The organism is Chitinophaga oryzae, assembly GCF_012516375.2.
Lineage (GTDB): Bacteria > Bacteroidota > Bacteroidia > Chitinophagales > Chitinophagaceae > Chitinophaga > Chitinophaga oryzae.
Window position 1 is genome coordinate 422345 of record NZ_CP051204.2, and the last position, 16940, is coordinate 439284.

Here is a 16940-nt window from a genome sequence, read left to right on the forward strand (position 1 = left end):
TAGAACCTTCATGAAAAAAACTACACTTCTTGTACTGGTAATTTTTGCAGGGCTGATTAATTCGATACAGGCGCAATACGTAGTTGATTTCAAACATACGGCAGACGTATATTACAACGCCAAGGACTATTATTCGGCAGCTCAGTATTACAATAAAGCCCTCGGCACTTTCAAGGTGAAACCGGAACAGATATTACCTTATGCCGTCGCCAACGCAGCCCCGCCCAGCGGTAAGTTTAAAGACTATCAGCAGGTAGTGGCACGGCTGGCAGAATCCTACCGGCTTTATCATGATTTCGGAAACGCCGAAACCTGGTATTCCCAGGTGGTAGGGTTCAACAATCCCCAGTTTATTCAGGCCAAATACTGGTATGGCGTATGCCTCAGGGCCAATGGAAAATACGACGAAGCACTGAAGCAGTTCAACGATTTTAAAGCCAGCTACACCGGTGCAGACGAACTGTCTACCCGCGTACCGCTGGAAATCGCCAACTGCGAATTTGCTTTAAGCGAGGCCGGCAAACAACCCCGTTTTACTATCGTGAAGCTGGCCGGCAATGTGAACGAAGGCGGCGCCAACTATGCCCCCGTGGTAGTAGATGCCCGAACACTGATGTTTACTTCTTCCCGCGCGGAAACACCGGTAACACCTACCGGTCAGCCTGAAAAGAAGAAGGAAAAAAAAGGAACGCCCTACGTCAATGACCTCTATACGGCCAGCGGCAGCGGCAGTGACTTCGGCAACAGCCAAAAACTGAATGTCCCTGCTGCGAAAGGATATGACCAGGGGGTCTCCTCCATCTCCCCCGATGGCAACTCCATGTATATGACCCGCTGGTCTGTCAAAAATGGCGTAAAACAAGCTGATATCTATCTCAGCACCAAACAAAACGGTACCTGGTCGGAGCCGCAGAAAATGGGCAGCAACATCAATATGGAGGGTTATAACTCCATGCAGCCTTACATTACAGCGGATGGCAAATACCTGCTGTTTGCGTCCAACAGGCCCGGCGGTATGGGAAAATACGATATCTGGTACTGCGTTATGAACGGCAACGCCCCCGGCAACGCCCGCAATATGGGTACTACCATCAATACCAAAGATGAAGAACAGGCGCCTTTTTACGACGCGGAGAAAAATGTGCTGGTATTCAGTACCGACGGCCGCGTAGGCCTCGGCGGGCTGGACTTCTTCCAGAGCGAAGGCGACTTTGGTACCTGGTCGAACCCGGTAAACATGGGCAAACCGTTGAATTCTCCCAAAGATGATATCTATTATTCCGCGATCGACAACACCCATCCTTTCGCGGAAGGATTTATCAGCTCCGACCGTGAATCCGTTTGCTGCCTCGAAGTATTCAGCATTAAGAGAATCCGGAAAATGGCCAGCGGCCTGATCGTGGACTGTGATACGCGCCAGCCGCTCGCAGGCGCTACCATCACCCTGCTCGATACGGTGCGGCAGAAAACACTGAAAAAAATCACCCTCGATGCCACCGGACGCTACTCCTTCGAGGTAGACCCGCAGCGTTATTACAAAATTGTTGCTGAAAAAGAAAATTACTTCACCAAGAGCCTCTACTTCAAATCAGACGAACTTACCAGGGTGGACTCACTCGATAATCCAACCCTCTGTCTGAAACATTATGAAGTAGAGAAACCGATTGTCCTGAACAACATCTACTACGATTTTGGTAAAGCGACGCTCCGCCCTGAATCCAAAATTGTGCTGGATACCGTGGTGGACATGCTGAATGATAACCCGAAACTGATGATCGAAATGTCTGCGCATACAGACAGCGTGGGATCAGACAAGTTCAACATGAAACTGTCCCAGTCCCGTGCACAGTCCTGCGTGGATTACCTGATCAGCATGGGTATCTCTTCCCAGCGGTTAATTGCCAAAGGATACGGTAAATCCCGTCCGGTGGCGCCTAACTCGCTGCCTAATCATAAAGACAATCCGGAAGGCCGTCAGCAAAACAGGCGTACAGAATTTAAGGTATTACGTAAACAAATGCCTGTGTTGACCAATGATACCAACGAAAATCAGTCGTCGCAATAGACCCTGATTGTTTTCCATATCCTAATAAAAACAACAGAATAGCCGGCGGCAGCCGGCTATTTCTTTTCATCACACTATACCAGAACAGTTTTAATGGTATAAAAAATTAGTTGGCTTTGCCAACGTTACCAATCGTAAGCGTGTCTGCAGAGAAACGGCTGTGTTTAACTTTCAGATGGGCTACGTACTTAACGGCATCATTATACCGGAAAGGTATCTCTTTGGTAGCGCCTGCAGCCTGCCGTAAAGTAACTTTCTTTACATTTTTAAACAGTTCCACTGCAAGGAGGCCACCGTTGCCTTTTGCCTCCACAGCTTTTAACGTATCAGTTGTAGGTGCCAGATAGGTGCCGCCAATGAAATACACCTGGTGTACCGTGTCTTTCTTGTTTTTGCCCAGCATTAAAATTACATTGATGGAACTGTCCGTATTTTCAGTGATCGTAACAGCGCCTGTTTCGCGGGCAGCATCGGTGCCCGTACCCCGTAACTTAAAGGTGGTGTTACGCGGCTCGGGAACAGGAGGAGGACTGTCGTCCTTGTTGCAGGCGGTGAAAGCTATGCCCAATACAGTAGCAGCTACGACTCCCGTTTTGAGAGCGTGTTTGTGAAACATGAACATGATGTCTGTTTTACGAAGGTTAAATTGGATAAGTTGACTTTTGGTTTCCCTATAGGTTTCAGCGCGCTTACTGTGATGTTAAACGGGAGGTAGCATTAAATGTTACAACCCTTGCACAAAATATTCTGCAGGCAACGGGTGGTATCGGCGAAAGTATTACCTGTATTACGTTTTGTTGTTTTGCTTTTTTTAGGAAGATGTCAGATAGAAGTTATAACAGTGTTTTTTTCCGCACAGAAATTTTGACTTTTCAAAAAAACGGCTACTTTTGTTTGACATCATGCCGATGTAAAAATAGTAGCATATGAGAAACTAATTTCGCGGACCTCCCGCATTTTCCCCGCTTCAGAACCTTTAATGATGGCTGCCCGCAGCCACAGACTTTCACGTATTAACTTATTGGACATGCCTTTCTTTAAACGGGCGCAGTGGCGTCTTGTTCAATTTTTTGAACTGTTTCGTGTTGCTGTTGCCGGAACAGAAAAAGAATTCACTACCGGTAGTATTAACCGGGCTATTTTTTTACTGGCCATACCGATGGTACTGGAGATGGCCATGGAATCGTTGTTTGCCGTAGTAGATATTTTCTTCGTGAGTCACCTCGGCGTGAATGCCATTACTACCGTTGGACTGACAGAGTCGGTGCTTACGCTGGTATATACCTGTGCGATGGGGCTGAGTATGGCCGCTACCGCAGTGGTGGCGCGCCGTACCGGTGAGAAGAACCCTGAAGAGGCGGCTCATGCTGCCATGCAGGCGTTATATGTGGCACTGGTATTGTCGGTGATCATCAGCATCGTGGGATTTATTTTCTCCCGGGAGATTTTAGTACTGATGGGAGCGTCAGCAGAAGTGGCTGATTACGGTGTCGGATATACGAAAATACTACTGGCTGGTAATTTGGTCATCGTATTGTTGTTTCTGATCAATGGTATTTTCCGTGGCGCCGGAGATGCCGCGCTGGCCATGCGTTCGCTGTGGCTGGCCAACGGCCTTAATATTGTACTGTGCCCGCTGCTGATCAACGGCTGGGGACCGGTACCGGCTATGGGCCTGAAAGGGGCGGCGCTGGCTACTTTTATCGGCCGCGGGATGGGTGTTTGTTACCAGGTATATCATCTGGTGCGGGGTAAAGACCTGATCCGCATTACGAAACAGCATCTGGCGCCCGCCTGGGGCACGATTGTATCTATCCTGAAGCTGGCGGCCGGCAGTACCGCCCAGATGCTGATTGCTTCCGCCAGCTGGATTTTCCTGGTGAGGATCATATCCTATTTCGGAAAAGATGCGGTGGCGGGATATACTATCGCTATCCGGGTGGTGATCTTTACCATCCTGCCGGCCTGGGGAATGGCCAACGCAGCCGCGGCGCTGGTAGGGCAAAACCTGGGGGCACAACAGCCCGACCGTGCGGAGAAGTCGGTATGGCGGGCGGCCTTCCTGAATATGATCTTTCTCGGTATCGTGGGCGTTGTTTTCCTGGCGGGTGCGCCGGCCATCATCCGGCTGTTCACCCATGAGGCCGATGTGATCGCCTACGGGGTGCAATGTTTGCGGCTGATGAGCCTTGGGTATGTGTTCTATGCCTATGGTATGGTGATCACGCAGTCCTTTAACGGTGCGGGGGACACCCGAACGCCTACCCTGATCAACCTGGTGGCTTTATGGATGTTCCAGGTGCCGCTGGCCTATACCCTCTCTATATGGCTCAATTGGGGCCCCCAGGGCGTTTTCTGGGCCATCGCCATTGCCGAGTCAGCAATGGCTGTAGCGGGCATACTGTTATTCCGCCGCGGTACCTGGAAAACGGTAAAGATTTAACCTTTTTGCTTTCTCCGGAAGATGTTACCTTTGCCTGGTTTTGTATTAAATTTTAAACTAATAAACTTCAGGAAAGTAACATGGCTCTTACAGTCGTAGGCACAATGGCGTTCGATGAAATTGAAACGCCCTTTGGTAAATCAGGAAAAATCATTGGCGGTTCTGCCACTTACATCGCATGGGCTGCTTCCAATTTCGTGCAACCGGTGAATCAGGTGTCTGTAGTGGGTGAAGATTTCCCGCAGGCAGAGCTGGATGCGCTGACTGCCAGAGGTGTGGCACTGGACGGAGTACAGATGAAGAAAGGCGAGAAGTCTTTCTACTGGTCCGGTAAGTACCATATGGACATGAATACCCGCGACTCGCTGGTTACTGACCTGAACGTACTGGCAGACTTCAACCCGGTTATCCCGGACAGCTACCAGGGCAGTGAATTCCTGATCCTCGGTAACCTGACGCCGCAGGTGCAGATGAGCGTGATCGACCAGCTGACCGTTCGTCCTAAACTGATCGTGATGGACACCATGAACTTCTGGATGGAAGTAGCCATGGACGACCTGCTGAAAGTGCTGAAAAAAGTGGACGTACTGATGGTGAATGACAGTGAAGCCCGTCAGCTGAGCGGTGAATATTCCCTCGTGAAAGCGGCTAAAAAGATCCTCACCATGGGCCCCCGCTACCTGATCATCAAGAAAGGCGAGCACGGTGCGCTGCTGTTCCACGAAAACCACGTGTTCTTCGCTCCTGCCATGCCGCTGGACGATGTATACGATCCAACCGGCGCCGGTGATACCTTTGCGGGCGGCTTTATCGGATATCTGGCCAAAACCCGTGATATCTCCTTTGAAAACATGAAGACCGCTATCATTGTGGGTTCTGCGATGGCTTCCTTCTGCGTGGAAAAATTTGGTACTTCCCGCCTGAAAGAAGTAACACACGAAGAACTGACCGCCCGTCTGGAACAGTTTGTTCAGCTGGTGAACTTCGATATCGACCTGGTATAGAATTACGAATTACGGATTACGAATTACGAATTGAGGGCTCCTTTATAGGAAGGTTACTTAATAACCTCTCTACAAGGGAGCCCTCAATTCGTAATTCGTAATCCGTAATTCGTAATTATTTATAGATGCTGTTCAGGACAGCTGCAAGCCGCAGGCCGCCTTTCAGGAGCTGGTTGTTCAGGTCTTCCACAAACACGTAGTTGTAGCGGTAGCTGAGTTTGGAATCCGGTTTGGTATAGCCGTACACTTTATCGGCCAGCAGATGGGATTCGAACATCCAGTCGGCGATGGTGCCGCTTTGCAGGGCTTTTACCCTGGCCGGAGTGGCGATGTTGATGGCTTTGGTGTATTCTGTGTAGCTGAGCTGCTGGAAGTCGATCAGCTGCTCATCCCATACGCGGTGCAGGTTGGAAGGCTGGTTGAACCACATTACATTGATTTTATTGCCGCCCATGTCTTCGTCACGCCCCACGTGCAGCGGCTGGTGCATGTCGCCCATCATGTGAACGAGGAAAGTAAGGGCGAAAAGTTTTTTCTCTTTGGACAGCTGCTTGTTTTTCAGGTCGCGGATCATGGCCTGTGTCTGGGAATACAGGTTTTCGCCGGTGGCAGCCTTCAGGAGGCTGTCGAATTCCGCGCGGCCCGCATTGGCGGGGAAATCGAGATAGTGCCAGGTATTGGTGTGGTCGTACTGGTGGGTGGTGTCGGATTTGATGAAATCCGGCCAGTTAGCGATCATAGGCAGGCTTTGGCGCCCGAGGATGTTGGCAACGGCTTTTTTAGCCTGCGGGGTCAGGTGCAGCCAGGCTATCTCCGCTGTAATGCGGTGCCCGTTTGGCCCCCAGGCGAAGCTGGCTAAAGGCAGTAAAAAGGCCAGGATCAGGCCCGGTAAGATCTTTTTTCTCATGAGTAAGTCAGTGATTGAAAGGGCAAAATTAAAGCTCTTTTTTTTAACACTTTTAGGACGCGTCATTTTAGTATTTTTACATACTGCTCAAATGAATTTTCAATATGCCATTTAAGATACAAGCGCCTTATGCTCCCGCTGGTGACCAGCCGGAAGCCATCAGACAATTGACCGAAGGATTACTGGAAGGTGAACAATATCAGACGCTGCTGGGGGTGACCGGATCCGGTAAAACCTTTACAGTGGCTAATGTGATTCAGAATGTACAACGCCCTACCCTGGTGCTCACCCACAACAAAACCCTGGTGGCCCAGCTGTATGGAGAACTCAAACAGTTTTTCCCCGATAATGCGGTGGAGTACTTCGTTTCCTATTATGACTACTACCAGCCTGAAGCTTATATGCCGGTGAGCGATACCTATATCGAAAAGGACCTCGCCATCAATGAAGAATTGGATAAGCTCCGCCTGAGAGCTACGTCCAACCTGCTTTCCGGACGCCGCGACATCATCGTGGTGGCCAGCGTTTCCTGTATTTACGGTATGGGTAACCCCACGGAATATGAAAACGGGATTATCCGTATCCACCAGGGACAAACCTTTAGCCGGAACGCCTTCCTGCATGGACTGGTGAATTCCCTCTACAGCCGTACCACCGGTGACTTTAACAGGGGTAATTTCCGCGTACAGGGAGATACTGTGGACATCAACCTGCCGTATGTGGACTACGGCTACAGGATCACCTTTTTCGGTGACGAAATTGAAGAAATAGAAAGCTTCGATGTACAGAACGGCAAACGCATCACCACGATGGAGAATGCGGCCATTTTCCCGGCCAACCTGTACCTCGCGCCCAAGGATATCCTGCAGCAGGTGATTTACGAAATACAGGACGAACTGCATGCACAGGTAGAATATTTTAAGGCCAACGGAAAACTGATTGAAGCACAGCGTTTATCCGAAAGGGTGAACTACGATGTGGAAATGATCCGTGAGCTGGGCTACTGCAGCGGTATCGAGAACTATTCCCGTTTCCTGGACCGGCGTAAGCCCGGCGCCCGCCCTTTCTGCCTGATGGACTATTTCCCGAAAGATTTCCTGCTGGTGATCGATGAAAGCCACGTAACTATCCCGCAGATAGGCGGCATGTATGGTGGTGACCGCTCCCGTAAGCTGAATCTCGTGGAATTCGGTTTCCGCCTGCCGTCAGCCCTGGATAACCGGCCGCTCAATTTCTATGAATTTGAGAACCTGGTCAACCAGGCAATCTTTGTAAGCGCTACTCCAGGTGAATATGAACTGAAGAAGACCGAAGGGATCGTAGTGGAACAGGTGGTGCGCCCCACCGGGCTGCTGGAACCGCCTATTGAAATAAGGCCCAGCGTAAACCAGGTAGACGATCTGCTCGATGAAATTGACAAGCGGGTACAGAAGGGCGACCGTGTGCTGGTAACCACCCTGACCAAGCGGATGGCAGAGGAGATGGACAAATACCTGGGACGTATTAATATTAAGTCGCGCTACATCCACTCGGAGGTAGACACGCTGGAACGTATCGAGATCCTGCGGGACCTGCGGCTGGGCAATATCGACGTGCTGGTGGGGGTAAACCTCCTGAGGGAGGGGCTTGACCTGCCGGAAGTGTCGCTGGTGGCCATCCTGGACGCTGATAAGGAAGGGTTTCTGCGCGATGAACGTTCGCTGACGCAGACAGCCGGCCGTGCTGCGCGTAACGTGGACGGGCTGGTGATCTTTTATGCGGACCATATGACCGACAGTATGCAGCGTACGATCGACGAAACCAGCCGCCGCCGCGAAAAGCAGATAGCGTATAACCTGGAGCATAATATTACGCCGCGGACAGTACGTAAGAGCAAGGAGCAGATACTGGGGCAGACTTCCGTGCTGGAGATCAAACATTTCGACGAATCCTCCCCTTATGCGGTGCACGATGTGTCGCTGGTGGCCGAAGATGCGGTGCAGTATGCAAAGGAAACGACCGTGTCGGCAAAAACGATTCCGCAGATGGAGAAAGCTATCCAGAAGGTGAAAAAGGAAATGGAAAAGGCGGCCAAAGATCTCGACTTTATGGAAGCGGCCCGTTTGCGCGATCAGATGTTCGCAATGGAGCGGGAATTACAGGAAATGAAACAATAATTCATCTACCTTTTCATAAACATTATATAGAATTATTTATAATATATCACTGGAGAAAATTCTACCCAGTGATATATTATAGATATGTATAAAGCTGATAGACAGTTGTCTATGGCGGGTCTCTCCGAATTACAGTAACATCTCTTCCTGATTTTTTTGAAAAAATCGTAACCTCTTCACCGTTATTTTTAATTGATTGATTTTTAGCTGATTATATAATGTTTTTGGCTCGTCGTTCAGCTAGATAAAGAAGTGATATAATAATTTATATTGTAATTTATTATTATATAATTGACTTAATCCTAATTTTTACAACGATAATTCAAAGAATTCTATTTTTAAGCCCTTCTATTTGATGTTTTAAATTTCGAATCTACTTTTATTTAAGAAATTTAAAAATCAAATGCTATGAAGAAAAGTTCGTTCCAAGACTATCTACCCTTTATTTTCCTGGCGGTAGTGGCAGTAATTGGGATTTTTATTCCAGCTTTACCCAATTTTTCAGATGTTAGTAAATATAATACGGCTGACATCGCCTGGATCCTGGTAGCATCTTCTCTGGTATTTTTGATGACACCGGGCCTCTCCTTCTTTTATGGCGGTATGGTGAACCGGAAAAATGTGATCTCTACCATGATGCAGAGCTTCATTGCAACAGGATTGATCAGTATAGTATGGATCGTAGTAGGCTTTAGCCTGGCATTTGGAAAGTCTTATCATGGCATTATCGGCGACCCCTCCACCTTCTTTATGTTTAACAACGTTGGTTCCGGCGCTCCCTGGAGCCTGGCGCCCACTATTCCGCTGCTGTTGTTTGCGCTCTTCCAGATGAAGTTCGCCATCATTACACCGGCGCTGGTGGTAGGCGCGGTAGCGGAAAGGATTCGTTTTACTTCCTATGTGCTGTTCATGGTACTGTTCAGCCTCCTGGTATATGCGCCTATCGCGCACTGGACCTGGCATCCGGAAGGCATCCTCTTTAAACTGGGCGTACTGGACTTTGCCGGCGGCACCGTGGTACATATCTCTGCAGGTTGCGCAGCCCTCGCTGGTGCGCTGGTGCTGAAACGCAGAAAAGACCATATTGAAAAGAAAGAACTGCAACCGGCTAATATTCCTTTTGTATTGTTAGGTACCGGCCTGCTGTGGTTCGGATGGTTCGGCTTCAACGCCGGCTCCGCCCTCGGCGCCAATGCGCTGGCAGCGACGGCTTTCGCTACTACCAATACAGCTACTGCCGCTGCCGGTCTCTCCTGGGTGTTCTTTGATGTGATACGCGGAAGAAAACCGTCAGCCCTCGGCTTCTGTATCGGCGCCGTTGTAGGACTGGTGGCCATTACGCCCGCCGCAGGTTATGTGGCGATCCCGCAGAGCATATTCATCGGCTTTATTGCTTCCATCATCTCCAACATGGCGGTGCACTGGAAATCAAAAACCAGCATCGACGATACACTGGACGTATTCCCTTGTCACGGCCTCGGTGGTATGGTAGGTATGCTGCTGACAGGCATCTTCGCTACCAAAGCGATGAACGAAGGCGGCAACAACGGCTGGTTTTACGGCAACTTCGAATTGTTCCGGAACCAGGTACTCGGACTGTTGCTGGTAGTAGCTTACAGCTTCACCGTGTCTTACGCCATCTTCAAGCTGATCAATTTCATCCATCCGCTGCGGGTGAGTGAAGATGAAGAAGCGCTCGGCCTGGACGTAACACAGCACAACGAACACTATCACCCGGCGATGATGAGTGTGACCGACACAGGGTCACTGAAGGAAGAGGAGCTCATACACTCCTGAAAAGTGACACCTGTTATGACCCTCCGTGATAGTAAGTTCTTTGAGTTCGATTCTGACCTTTATCAATTTTATTAAGACGTATAGACGATATCGTTGAAAGATCTGGAATGGATAATTAATGAGATAGCATGCTGTAAATAGTGAAACGCTTTCTTAATTATCCATTCCTAACTATGTAGCATCAAGCACGCATCCCCCAAAACAATACGCAGGAGAAGGCCGCATCATTACTTACCATTTTTATCAACCAAATCAGAAGTACATGAAACGAATGCTAACAACCTTATTTGTTATGGGTAACTCTTTTGTTGCCTGGTCTCAATCCTCTGACACCCTGCCGGCACCGGCCTTCAAAATTTCAGGCTCTGCGGATGTTTATTATAAATATAACCTGAACGGTAACTACACCGACAATAAAACCAGCTTCACCAACTCCCATAATTCTTTTGAACTGGGCATGGTTTCGCTTAAAGTGGAGCATGGATTTAAAAAAGGTAGCATAGTGGCCGATCTCGGCTTCGGAAAAAGAGCCGGTGAGTTCTCCTACAATGAACCGCCATCACCCTCAAACGGTTTGTCCATGGCGATCAAACAATTATATGTATCCTATCAGCTGACGGAGAAAGTAAAGCTGAGCCTGGGCAGTTATGCTACCCACGTTGGATATGAGCTGGTAGATGCTTATCTGAACCGCAACTACAGCATGAGTTATATGTTTAGCTACGGCCCGTTTTTTAACACCGGCGTAAAAGCGGATATCACCCTCAGCTCTTCGCTGAGCGCGATGGTAGGCGTGTTTAATCCTACCGATCTTAAATCAGTCACCTTAAACAGTCATAAATATATAGGCGCACAGCTGGGCTTCGCCCCGGCGGAAACACCGATCAAGCTCTACCTCAACTACCTGGAGGGAAAGGATACGCTCGGCGTGCAGAACCATCAGGTGGACGTGGTGGCTACCTACCAGGTGAACAACGTACTGGGACTGGGCTACAACGGTACCTACAGCACCTACCTGAATACCCGCGCACCTAAAGAAGACAGGAACAGCGCCAACTGGTGGGGATCGGCGTTGTATGTCAACTGTGACTTCACCAACAAAGTGGGCCTGACGCTGCGCGGTGAATACTTCAGTGATAAAGACGGGGTAAAAGTATTTGGGGCCGTACCGGGTGGCGGCAGCGTGGTGGCCGGTACCCTGTCGCTCAACTACAAAGCAGGAAACCTGACCATTATACCGGAGTTCAGGGTAGATAAAGCGTCCGCGGATATCTTTCAGAAATCTGACGGTGCACCCTCCGGTGTTACGGCAAATGTATTGTTTGCCGCTGTTTACCACTTTTGAAAACCGAAATCTGACTCATAGCGGAACGAGAGACAAGAAACGGGAAACCCTTGCAGTGAAGGAGGTTGGCTTACAGGGCCTGCCTCTTTCGCGCTTTATGTATCCCCTCGTTTTCCGGTAGCCACCTGCTGTGCCAGCTCAAACACATCCTAGCCCGGAGGCTTCAGCCCGGGGAAATTTTATCAGCCGCATGTATTATCTTGCTATAAAAAAACAATAACAATGTTACAGCCTTCCACGTTGAAATTTCTGAAATCACTGAAGCAGCACAATAACAAGGTCTGGTTCGACGAACACCGGGAGCAGTACCTGGCCGCCAAGGCGGATTTTGAAAGTATGGTCCAGCAACTGATAGATGGTATGGCGAGGCAGGATGCCACGCTTGCCGGGTTACAATTAAAAGACTGCGTATTTCGTATATATAAAGACGTTAGATTCTCAAAGGACAAGACGCCTTATAAAATAAACATGGCTGCCTCCTTCCAGGCAGGAGGCAAGAAATCGACGCTGGCAGGGTACTATTTCCATCTGGAACCGGGCGGCAATAGTTTTGCCGGCGGCGGCCTCTGGATGCCGGCCGCCCCTGAACTGAAAAAAGTACGCCAGGAAATTGACTACAATTTCGACGAATTTGAACGCATCATCGCCAATAAAGGTTTTATTAAACATTTCGGAAAGGTAGAAGGCGATGCCCTCAAAACAGTACCTCAGGGATATCAGAGCGATAATCCCGCTATAGCCTACCTGAAATTAAAAAGCCTCATTGTATCACACCCCGTATCAGATGACGCCTGCGTACAGCCGTCGCTCGTCCGGGAAATCTTAAAAACATTTGCGCTCATGCAGCCGATGATTGCATTCATTAACCGTGCCATGGACTGACCTCCGATTTTTTGATTTTCGATTTTTTGATTTAGGAATTTAATGGATAAGGCTCTCCAAAATTCCTAAATCAAAAAATCGAAAATCAAAAAATCGTGATTTAGTTTTTGTGAATAAGAAACTCAAACGGACGCGCTTTTCTGTTCTTCAGTAAATTCTCCTTGTCTGTACGCGCGTGGGCAAACCGCTGGTTGTAAACATTTGCCACCTCAATGGTAGGAATTATTCCGTCCAGTGTGTCCTGCTGGTCCACGATATTCATGATTCTGGACACCTGTGAGGAAAAATTGGTGCTCCACTCTTCAGTAAACTTGTGCATTAACAAAAGCTCACGATTGGTGTTGGTTTTCATAGGACTTAAAGGGTGTTTTCTGATTAGAAAATAACGAAAATATCCGGCATCTCTCTAAAATTGGACTACTCTTTTTGCAAAAAGCTTAGTTGGCATAGGATTATGTTATCAAAATTGGATTTTATCGGCCACAAATCAATACTACTTCCGTGTAATTTTTACACTTTGTGTGTTATACTATTGTGAAATATTCAAAAAAAAGCAAGCGCTAAAACGCTTGCTTTTAAGGAGTTATGATTTCATTTTCGTATAGCCATACGCGGGACTACGTTCACGGTGCGTTTACGGCACACAATTACATAGCACGACAGTATGATTATAACCAGTTCTTTTGTTGCAAATATTCTGCAATCTGCACTGCGTTTGTTGCAGCGCCTTTGCGCAGGTTGTCCGCCACAATCCACATGTTCACGGTGTTAGGCTGCGTTTCATCACGACGGATACGGCCTACAAACACTTCATCTTTATCATGTGCATCTTTCGGCATCGGGTACTGCGCCTTAGACGGGTCGTCTACCACGATCACGCCCGGCGTCCTGGAAAGCAGCGCCCGTACTTCGTTTACATCATAGTCATTTTCAAACTCGATGTTCACGGATTCACTATGGCCGCCCATTACCGGAATACGTACAGTCGTAGCCGTTACCCTGATGTTATCGTCGCGCATAATTTTCTTGGTCTCGTTCACCATCTTCATCTCCTCTTTCGTATAGCCGTTATCGAGAAACACGTCGATCTGGGGAATAACGTTCAGATCAATCGGATAAGCATATGCCATTTCACCGCTGATACCCTGCCTTTCGTTCATCAGCTGGGTGACCGCCTTAACGCCGGTACCGGTTACCGACTGGTAGGTGGATACCACCACTCTCTTAATCTTATATTTTTCGTGCAGTGGCTTCAGCACCAGCACCATCTGTATGGTGGAACAGTTAGGATTCGCAATGATTTTGTCTTCCTGCGTGATGGCATCACCATTTACTTCCGGTACCACCAGTTTTTTGGTGGGGTCCATTCTCCAGGCGCTGGAGTTATCGATCACCGTAATGCCCGCTGCCGCAAATTTAGGAGCCCACTCCAGGGAAGTGCTGCCGCCGGCAGAGAAAATAGCCACGTTAGGCTTCATCGAAATAGCCGTATCAGCGCTCACCACCTTCCAGGTCTTACCCTTAAATGTTACTTCCTTACCTACGGACTTCTCAGAAGCCACGGGAATCAATTCAGTGACAGGGAAATTCCGCTCTGTCAACACCTGTAACATTTTTGAGCCTACCAGACCGGTCGCTCCTACTACGGCAACTTTCATTTTGATTTACATTTTAATTTTTGGAGTCCCAAAATTAATATATACACACCGCTTTTCATAAAAATCTGAGGTATTTATTCGGCGTTAAGACGGCATTAACATACAACTCCCGGATTACCTGTATGTTTGGGACTTAACCCCCTTAAAAGCCATACTATATGTCTGTTGTTTGTATTGCCCTGCTGTGGCAGGTGATCATGCCCAATGATACCGCGGTTACCGGTATTTATGATGTCGTTGTCCATGAACTAATGATCAAACCCGCGCCCGCCATAGGGCTGCCACCCTTTGAATACGTTGAGCTGCGCAACAGGAGCAGCCATGCCGTACAGTTACAGCGCTGGACGCTGGCTGTGAACAAACGTGAAATCACACTGCCTCCTTATTTATTACAGCCTGACAGCCTGGTGCTGCTGTGCGCGCCGGCCGCGCATTTCGCGGTGCCCAATGTGCTGCCGGCAGACCGGTTCCCGCCACTGCCGGATGATTCCGGGCTGGTGGTGCTGTGCAACGACCGCCGGGAGGTAAGGCATGCCGTTGCTTATACCGATGCCTGGTATGGTCTGCCCACGTCGGCCCGCGCCGGCCGCAGCCTGGAGATGTGTGACCCGTTGCAGCCCTGCAGCGGTAAAATAAACTGGACGGCCTCCCCTTCCCCCGCCGGCGGCACGCCCGGTACTTACAACGCCGCTGCCCGGACGCTAACAACCGACACCCGGCCTGACCTCTATTTTATAGAGATGCCCGACAGCCTGCACCTGCTGCTGCATTTCAGCAAAACGCTCGACAGCGCGAAAGCCGCTCTCACGGCGGGCTATCAGGTGAGCACTTCTCCCGTGGCTGCTGTGACAGTACTGTCCCCGCTGTTTAACATTGTATCCCTTCGGCTGGCGTCCGCCGTTGATACCGGGACCGTTACGCTGCAAGGTATCACTGACTGCGACGGCAAGGAAAGCGGCCTGAAAAACAGTCTGTCTTTTGCACGGCCACTACCGCCGGTCCCGGGCGATGTGGTCATCAATGAACTGCTGTTTGACCCGCCTGCCGGCGTGCCGGAATTTATTGAATTACATAACCGCAGCGCCCACGCTGTCAGCCTGCGGAATATTTTTCTTTGCGCCAGAAAGGCAGACGGCCAACGGGGGCCGGCGAAAAGAATCGCTGCCGGCGGCCGTTTGCTGCTGCCAGGGCAATGGCTGGCCGTTACTACAGCGGCCGACAGGCTGTGTGGTTATTACCGGTGCACCAGTCCCGAAAATGTGCAGGAAGTGGCCAGCCTGCCGTCTATGCCGGCGGAGGACGGCGCCCTGCAGTTACTGGCAGACAGTATAGTGCTGGATGAGGTCAGCTATGCAGCGGCCTTCCATTTTCCGCTGATCAGCCAGCCGAAAGGTGTTGCCCTCGAACGCAGGGACAGCGCCCATACGGTCCGCTGGATATCGGCTGCCGCTTCCGCAGGATACGCCACGCCCGGATACGCCAATTCCTTTCCGTGGCCGGACATGGCGGACAATGCCCGCGTTAAAGTAGAACCCGCCGTGTTTTGTCCGGACGATGCCGCTCCTGCCAACCGCGCAACACTGCACTGGGACCTTCCCGGTGCCGGATGGGTAGGGAACGTCACGGTTTTTGACGCCACCGGCCACCCTGTTTGCCGCCCGGCGCGGAATATGACGATGGGAAATAAAGGAAATCTCTACTGGGATGGATTTGGAGAAAATAAAGTACTTTTGCCGCCAGGTATTTATATATTTTTAATTGAAATATTTGACCTCAAAGGCCGGGTTAAACGCTGGAAACAGCCCCTGGTCATGGCACGAAAGTTGAATTGATGCCAGCCCTTTGCTGACGGCATTTTCAAGGTGAAAATTTGTCAGCGGGCAATCTATTATAATTATTTATATTTGCGCTTCCTAAAAATTAGAACATGCAGTACAGAGAAATTGTTGCAGTAACCGGATTGGGCGGTTTGTTTCAGTTAATTGCCAGCAAACAAGATGGCGCCATCGTTAGGTCACTGGAAGATAAAAGCACAAGGTTTGTATCTTCCCGCGTGCATAATTTTACTCCACTGGAAAGTATTGAAGTTTTCACTACCGGCGAAAACGTAAACCTGGCTGAAGTATTCAAAGCCATGGACGAAAAAGCGGCTGCTTTTCCGCTGATCGACAACAAAGCAGACAATAACGCGATCAAAGCTTATTTCAAGAGCGTATATCCTGAATTCGATGAAGATAGGGTGTATGTGAGCGATATGAAGAAAATGGTGAAATGGTTTGGCATCCTCAAAGCGAACGATCTGCTGAAGTTTGAGGAAATCCTGGCCGAAGAAGGAGAAGACGTAGTGGAAGAAGCTGTTGCTGAAGTAGCAGAAGCTCCGGCTCCTGCTAAAAAGAAGAAAGCTGCTGAACCTGCTGCTGAAGAAGCTGCCACAGAAGAAAAGCCTAAAAAGCCCCGCGCTAAAAAAGCAACTGCAGCTGAAGGCGAAGAAGAAAAAGCACCAAAGAAAGCAAAAGCTAAAAAAGAAGACGCTCCTGCTGCCGAAGGTGAAGAGCCTAAAAAAGCGGCTAAACCCCGCAAAAAGAAAACCGAAGAGTAGTGTTCATTTAGCTATTTGATTATTTTGATATTTAGCTTAGCTGTTTTTGCGCAAAGCTTTCTAAAATAACCAAATAACTAAATA

Annotated in this window: 13 protein-coding genes; 9 read left to right on the forward strand and 4 right to left on the reverse strand. The window is 49.2% G+C overall.

The genetic code is table 11. The annotated features are described in order from the left end of the window. Positions 1 to 10: 10 nt before the first annotated feature. The gene (locus HF324_RS01755; RefSeq protein WP_168861822.1) at positions 11 to 2065 is read left to right on the forward strand and encodes an OmpA family protein; all 2055 of its coding nucleotides are present in this window, start codon (positions 11 to 13) and stop codon (positions 2063 to 2065) included. Positions 2066 to 2171: 106 nt separating this feature from the next. On the opposite strand, the gene HF324_RS01760 is transcribed toward HF324_RS01755, so the two are convergent. Next, a complete protein-coding gene (locus HF324_RS01760; RefSeq protein WP_168808870.1) occupies positions 2172 to 2687 on the reverse strand; it encodes a hypothetical protein in 516 nt (171 codons plus the stop codon). Between the two features lie 405 nt (positions 2688 to 3092). On the opposite strand from HF324_RS01760, the gene HF324_RS01765 reads away from it, so the two are divergent. Together HF324_RS01765 and HF324_RS01770 are read left to right on the forward strand one after the other, a co-directional pair. Then, positions 3093 to 4508, forward strand: coding sequence for an MATE family efflux transporter (locus HF324_RS01765; RefSeq protein WP_168808871.1), 1416 nt, complete (start codon positions 3093 to 3095; stop codon positions 4506 to 4508). Positions 4509 to 4588: 80 nt separating this feature from the next. Continuing rightward, entirely contained in the window at positions 4589 to 5512 is a 924-nt protein-coding gene (locus HF324_RS01770; protein ID WP_168808872.1) for a PfkB family carbohydrate kinase, read from the forward strand. Between the two features lie 115 nt (positions 5513 to 5627). Here the strand turns inward: HF324_RS01770 and HF324_RS01775 are convergent, their stop codons facing one another. Beyond that, the gene (locus tag HF324_RS01775; RefSeq protein ID WP_168861823.1) at positions 5628 to 6419 is read right to left on the reverse strand and encodes a S1/P1 nuclease; all 792 of its coding nucleotides are present in this window, start codon (positions 6417 to 6419) and stop codon (positions 5628 to 5630) included. A 104-nt stretch (positions 6420 to 6523) separates the two neighbouring features. Between HF324_RS01775 and uvrB the strand changes: the two genes are divergently transcribed. From uvrB to HF324_RS01795, 4 genes are all read left to right on the forward strand, one after another. After that, complete coding sequence (uvrB, locus tag HF324_RS01780) at positions 6524 to 8575, forward strand: excinuclease ABC subunit UvrB (RefSeq protein ID WP_168808874.1); 2052 nt, start codon at positions 6524 to 6526, stop codon at positions 8573 to 8575. A 408-nt stretch (positions 8576 to 8983) separates the two neighbouring features. Then, positions 8984 to 10372, forward strand: coding sequence for an ammonium transporter (locus tag HF324_RS01785; RefSeq protein WP_168861824.1), 1389 nt, complete (start codon positions 8984 to 8986; stop codon positions 10370 to 10372). Between the two features lie 262 nt (positions 10373 to 10634). Then, entirely contained in the window at positions 10635 to 11717 is a 1083-nt protein-coding gene (locus HF324_RS01790) for a porin (RefSeq protein WP_168808878.1), read from the forward strand. Between the two features lie 222 nt (positions 11718 to 11939). Continuing rightward, positions 11940 to 12599 carry a DUF2461 domain-containing protein gene (locus HF324_RS01795; protein ID WP_168808880.1) on the forward strand — a complete coding sequence of 220 codons (660 nt, stop codon included), beginning with the start codon at positions 11940 to 11942 and terminating at the stop codon, positions 12597 to 12599. A gap of 100 nt (positions 12600 to 12699) precedes the next feature. Here the strand turns inward: HF324_RS01795 and HF324_RS01800 are convergent, their stop codons facing one another. Together HF324_RS01800 and HF324_RS01805 are read right to left on the reverse strand one after the other, a co-directional pair. Continuing rightward, a complete protein-coding gene (locus HF324_RS01800) occupies positions 12700 to 12918 on the reverse strand; it encodes a hypothetical protein (protein WP_143312907.1) in 219 nt (72 codons plus the stop codon). Positions 12919 to 13267: 349 nt separating this feature from the next. Continuing rightward, positions 13268 to 14257, reverse strand: coding sequence for an aspartate-semialdehyde dehydrogenase (locus HF324_RS01805; RefSeq protein ID WP_168808892.1), 990 nt, complete (start codon positions 14255 to 14257; stop codon positions 13268 to 13270). 158 nt (positions 14258 to 14415) lie between these two features. Between HF324_RS01805 and HF324_RS01810 the strand changes: the two genes are divergently transcribed. After that, positions 14416 to 16089: a lamin tail domain-containing protein gene (locus HF324_RS01810; RefSeq protein ID WP_168861825.1), complete on the forward strand. Its 1674-nt coding sequence runs from the start codon at positions 14416 to 14418 to the stop codon at positions 16087 to 16089. A 95-nt stretch (positions 16090 to 16184) separates the two neighbouring features. After that, a complete protein-coding gene (locus HF324_RS01815; RefSeq protein ID WP_168808897.1) occupies positions 16185 to 16856 on the forward strand; it encodes a DUF5606 family protein in 672 nt (223 codons plus the stop codon). Positions 16857 to 16940: the final 84 nt, after the last annotated feature.

Excerpts from the sequence above, each read along its gene's own strand:
- HF324_RS01755 (WP_168861822.1), top strand. The coding sequence starts at position 11 with ATGAAAAAAACTACACTTCTTGTACTGGTAATTTTTGCAGGGCTGATT.
- HF324_RS01760 (WP_168808870.1), bottom strand. The coding sequence starts at position 2,687 with ATGTTCATGTTTCACAAACACGCTCTCAAAACGGGAGTCGTAGCTGCT.
- HF324_RS01765 (WP_168808871.1), top strand. The coding sequence starts at position 3,093 with ATGCCTTTCTTTAAACGGGCGCAGTGGCGTCTTGTTCAATTTTTTGAA.
- HF324_RS01770 (WP_168808872.1), top strand. The coding sequence starts at position 4,589 with ATGGCTCTTACAGTCGTAGGCACAATGGCGTTCGATGAAATTGAAACG.
- HF324_RS01775 (WP_168861823.1), bottom strand. The coding sequence starts at position 6,419 with ATGAGAAAAAAGATCTTACCGGGCCTGATCCTGGCCTTTTTACTGCCT.
- uvrB (WP_168808874.1), top strand. The coding sequence starts at position 6,524 with ATGCCATTTAAGATACAAGCGCCTTATGCTCCCGCTGGTGACCAGCCG.
- HF324_RS01785 (WP_168861824.1), top strand. The coding sequence starts at position 8,984 with ATGAAGAAAAGTTCGTTCCAAGACTATCTACCCTTTATTTTCCTGGCG.
- HF324_RS01790 (WP_168808878.1), top strand. The coding sequence starts at position 10,635 with ATGAAACGAATGCTAACAACCTTATTTGTTATGGGTAACTCTTTTGTT.
- HF324_RS01795 (WP_168808880.1), top strand. The coding sequence starts at position 11,940 with ATGTTACAGCCTTCCACGTTGAAATTTCTGAAATCACTGAAGCAGCAC.
- HF324_RS01800 (WP_143312907.1), bottom strand. The coding sequence starts at position 12,918 with ATGCACAAGTTTACTGAAGAGTGGAGCACCAATTTTTCCTCACAGGTG.
- HF324_RS01805 (WP_168808892.1), bottom strand. The coding sequence starts at position 14,257 with ATGAAAGTTGCCGTAGTAGGAGCGACCGGTCTGGTAGGCTCAAAAATG.
- HF324_RS01810 (WP_168861825.1), top strand. The coding sequence starts at position 14,416 with ATGTCTGTTGTTTGTATTGCCCTGCTGTGGCAGGTGATCATGCCCAAT.
- HF324_RS01815 (WP_168808897.1), top strand. The coding sequence starts at position 16,185 with ATGCAGTACAGAGAAATTGTTGCAGTAACCGGATTGGGCGGTTTGTTT.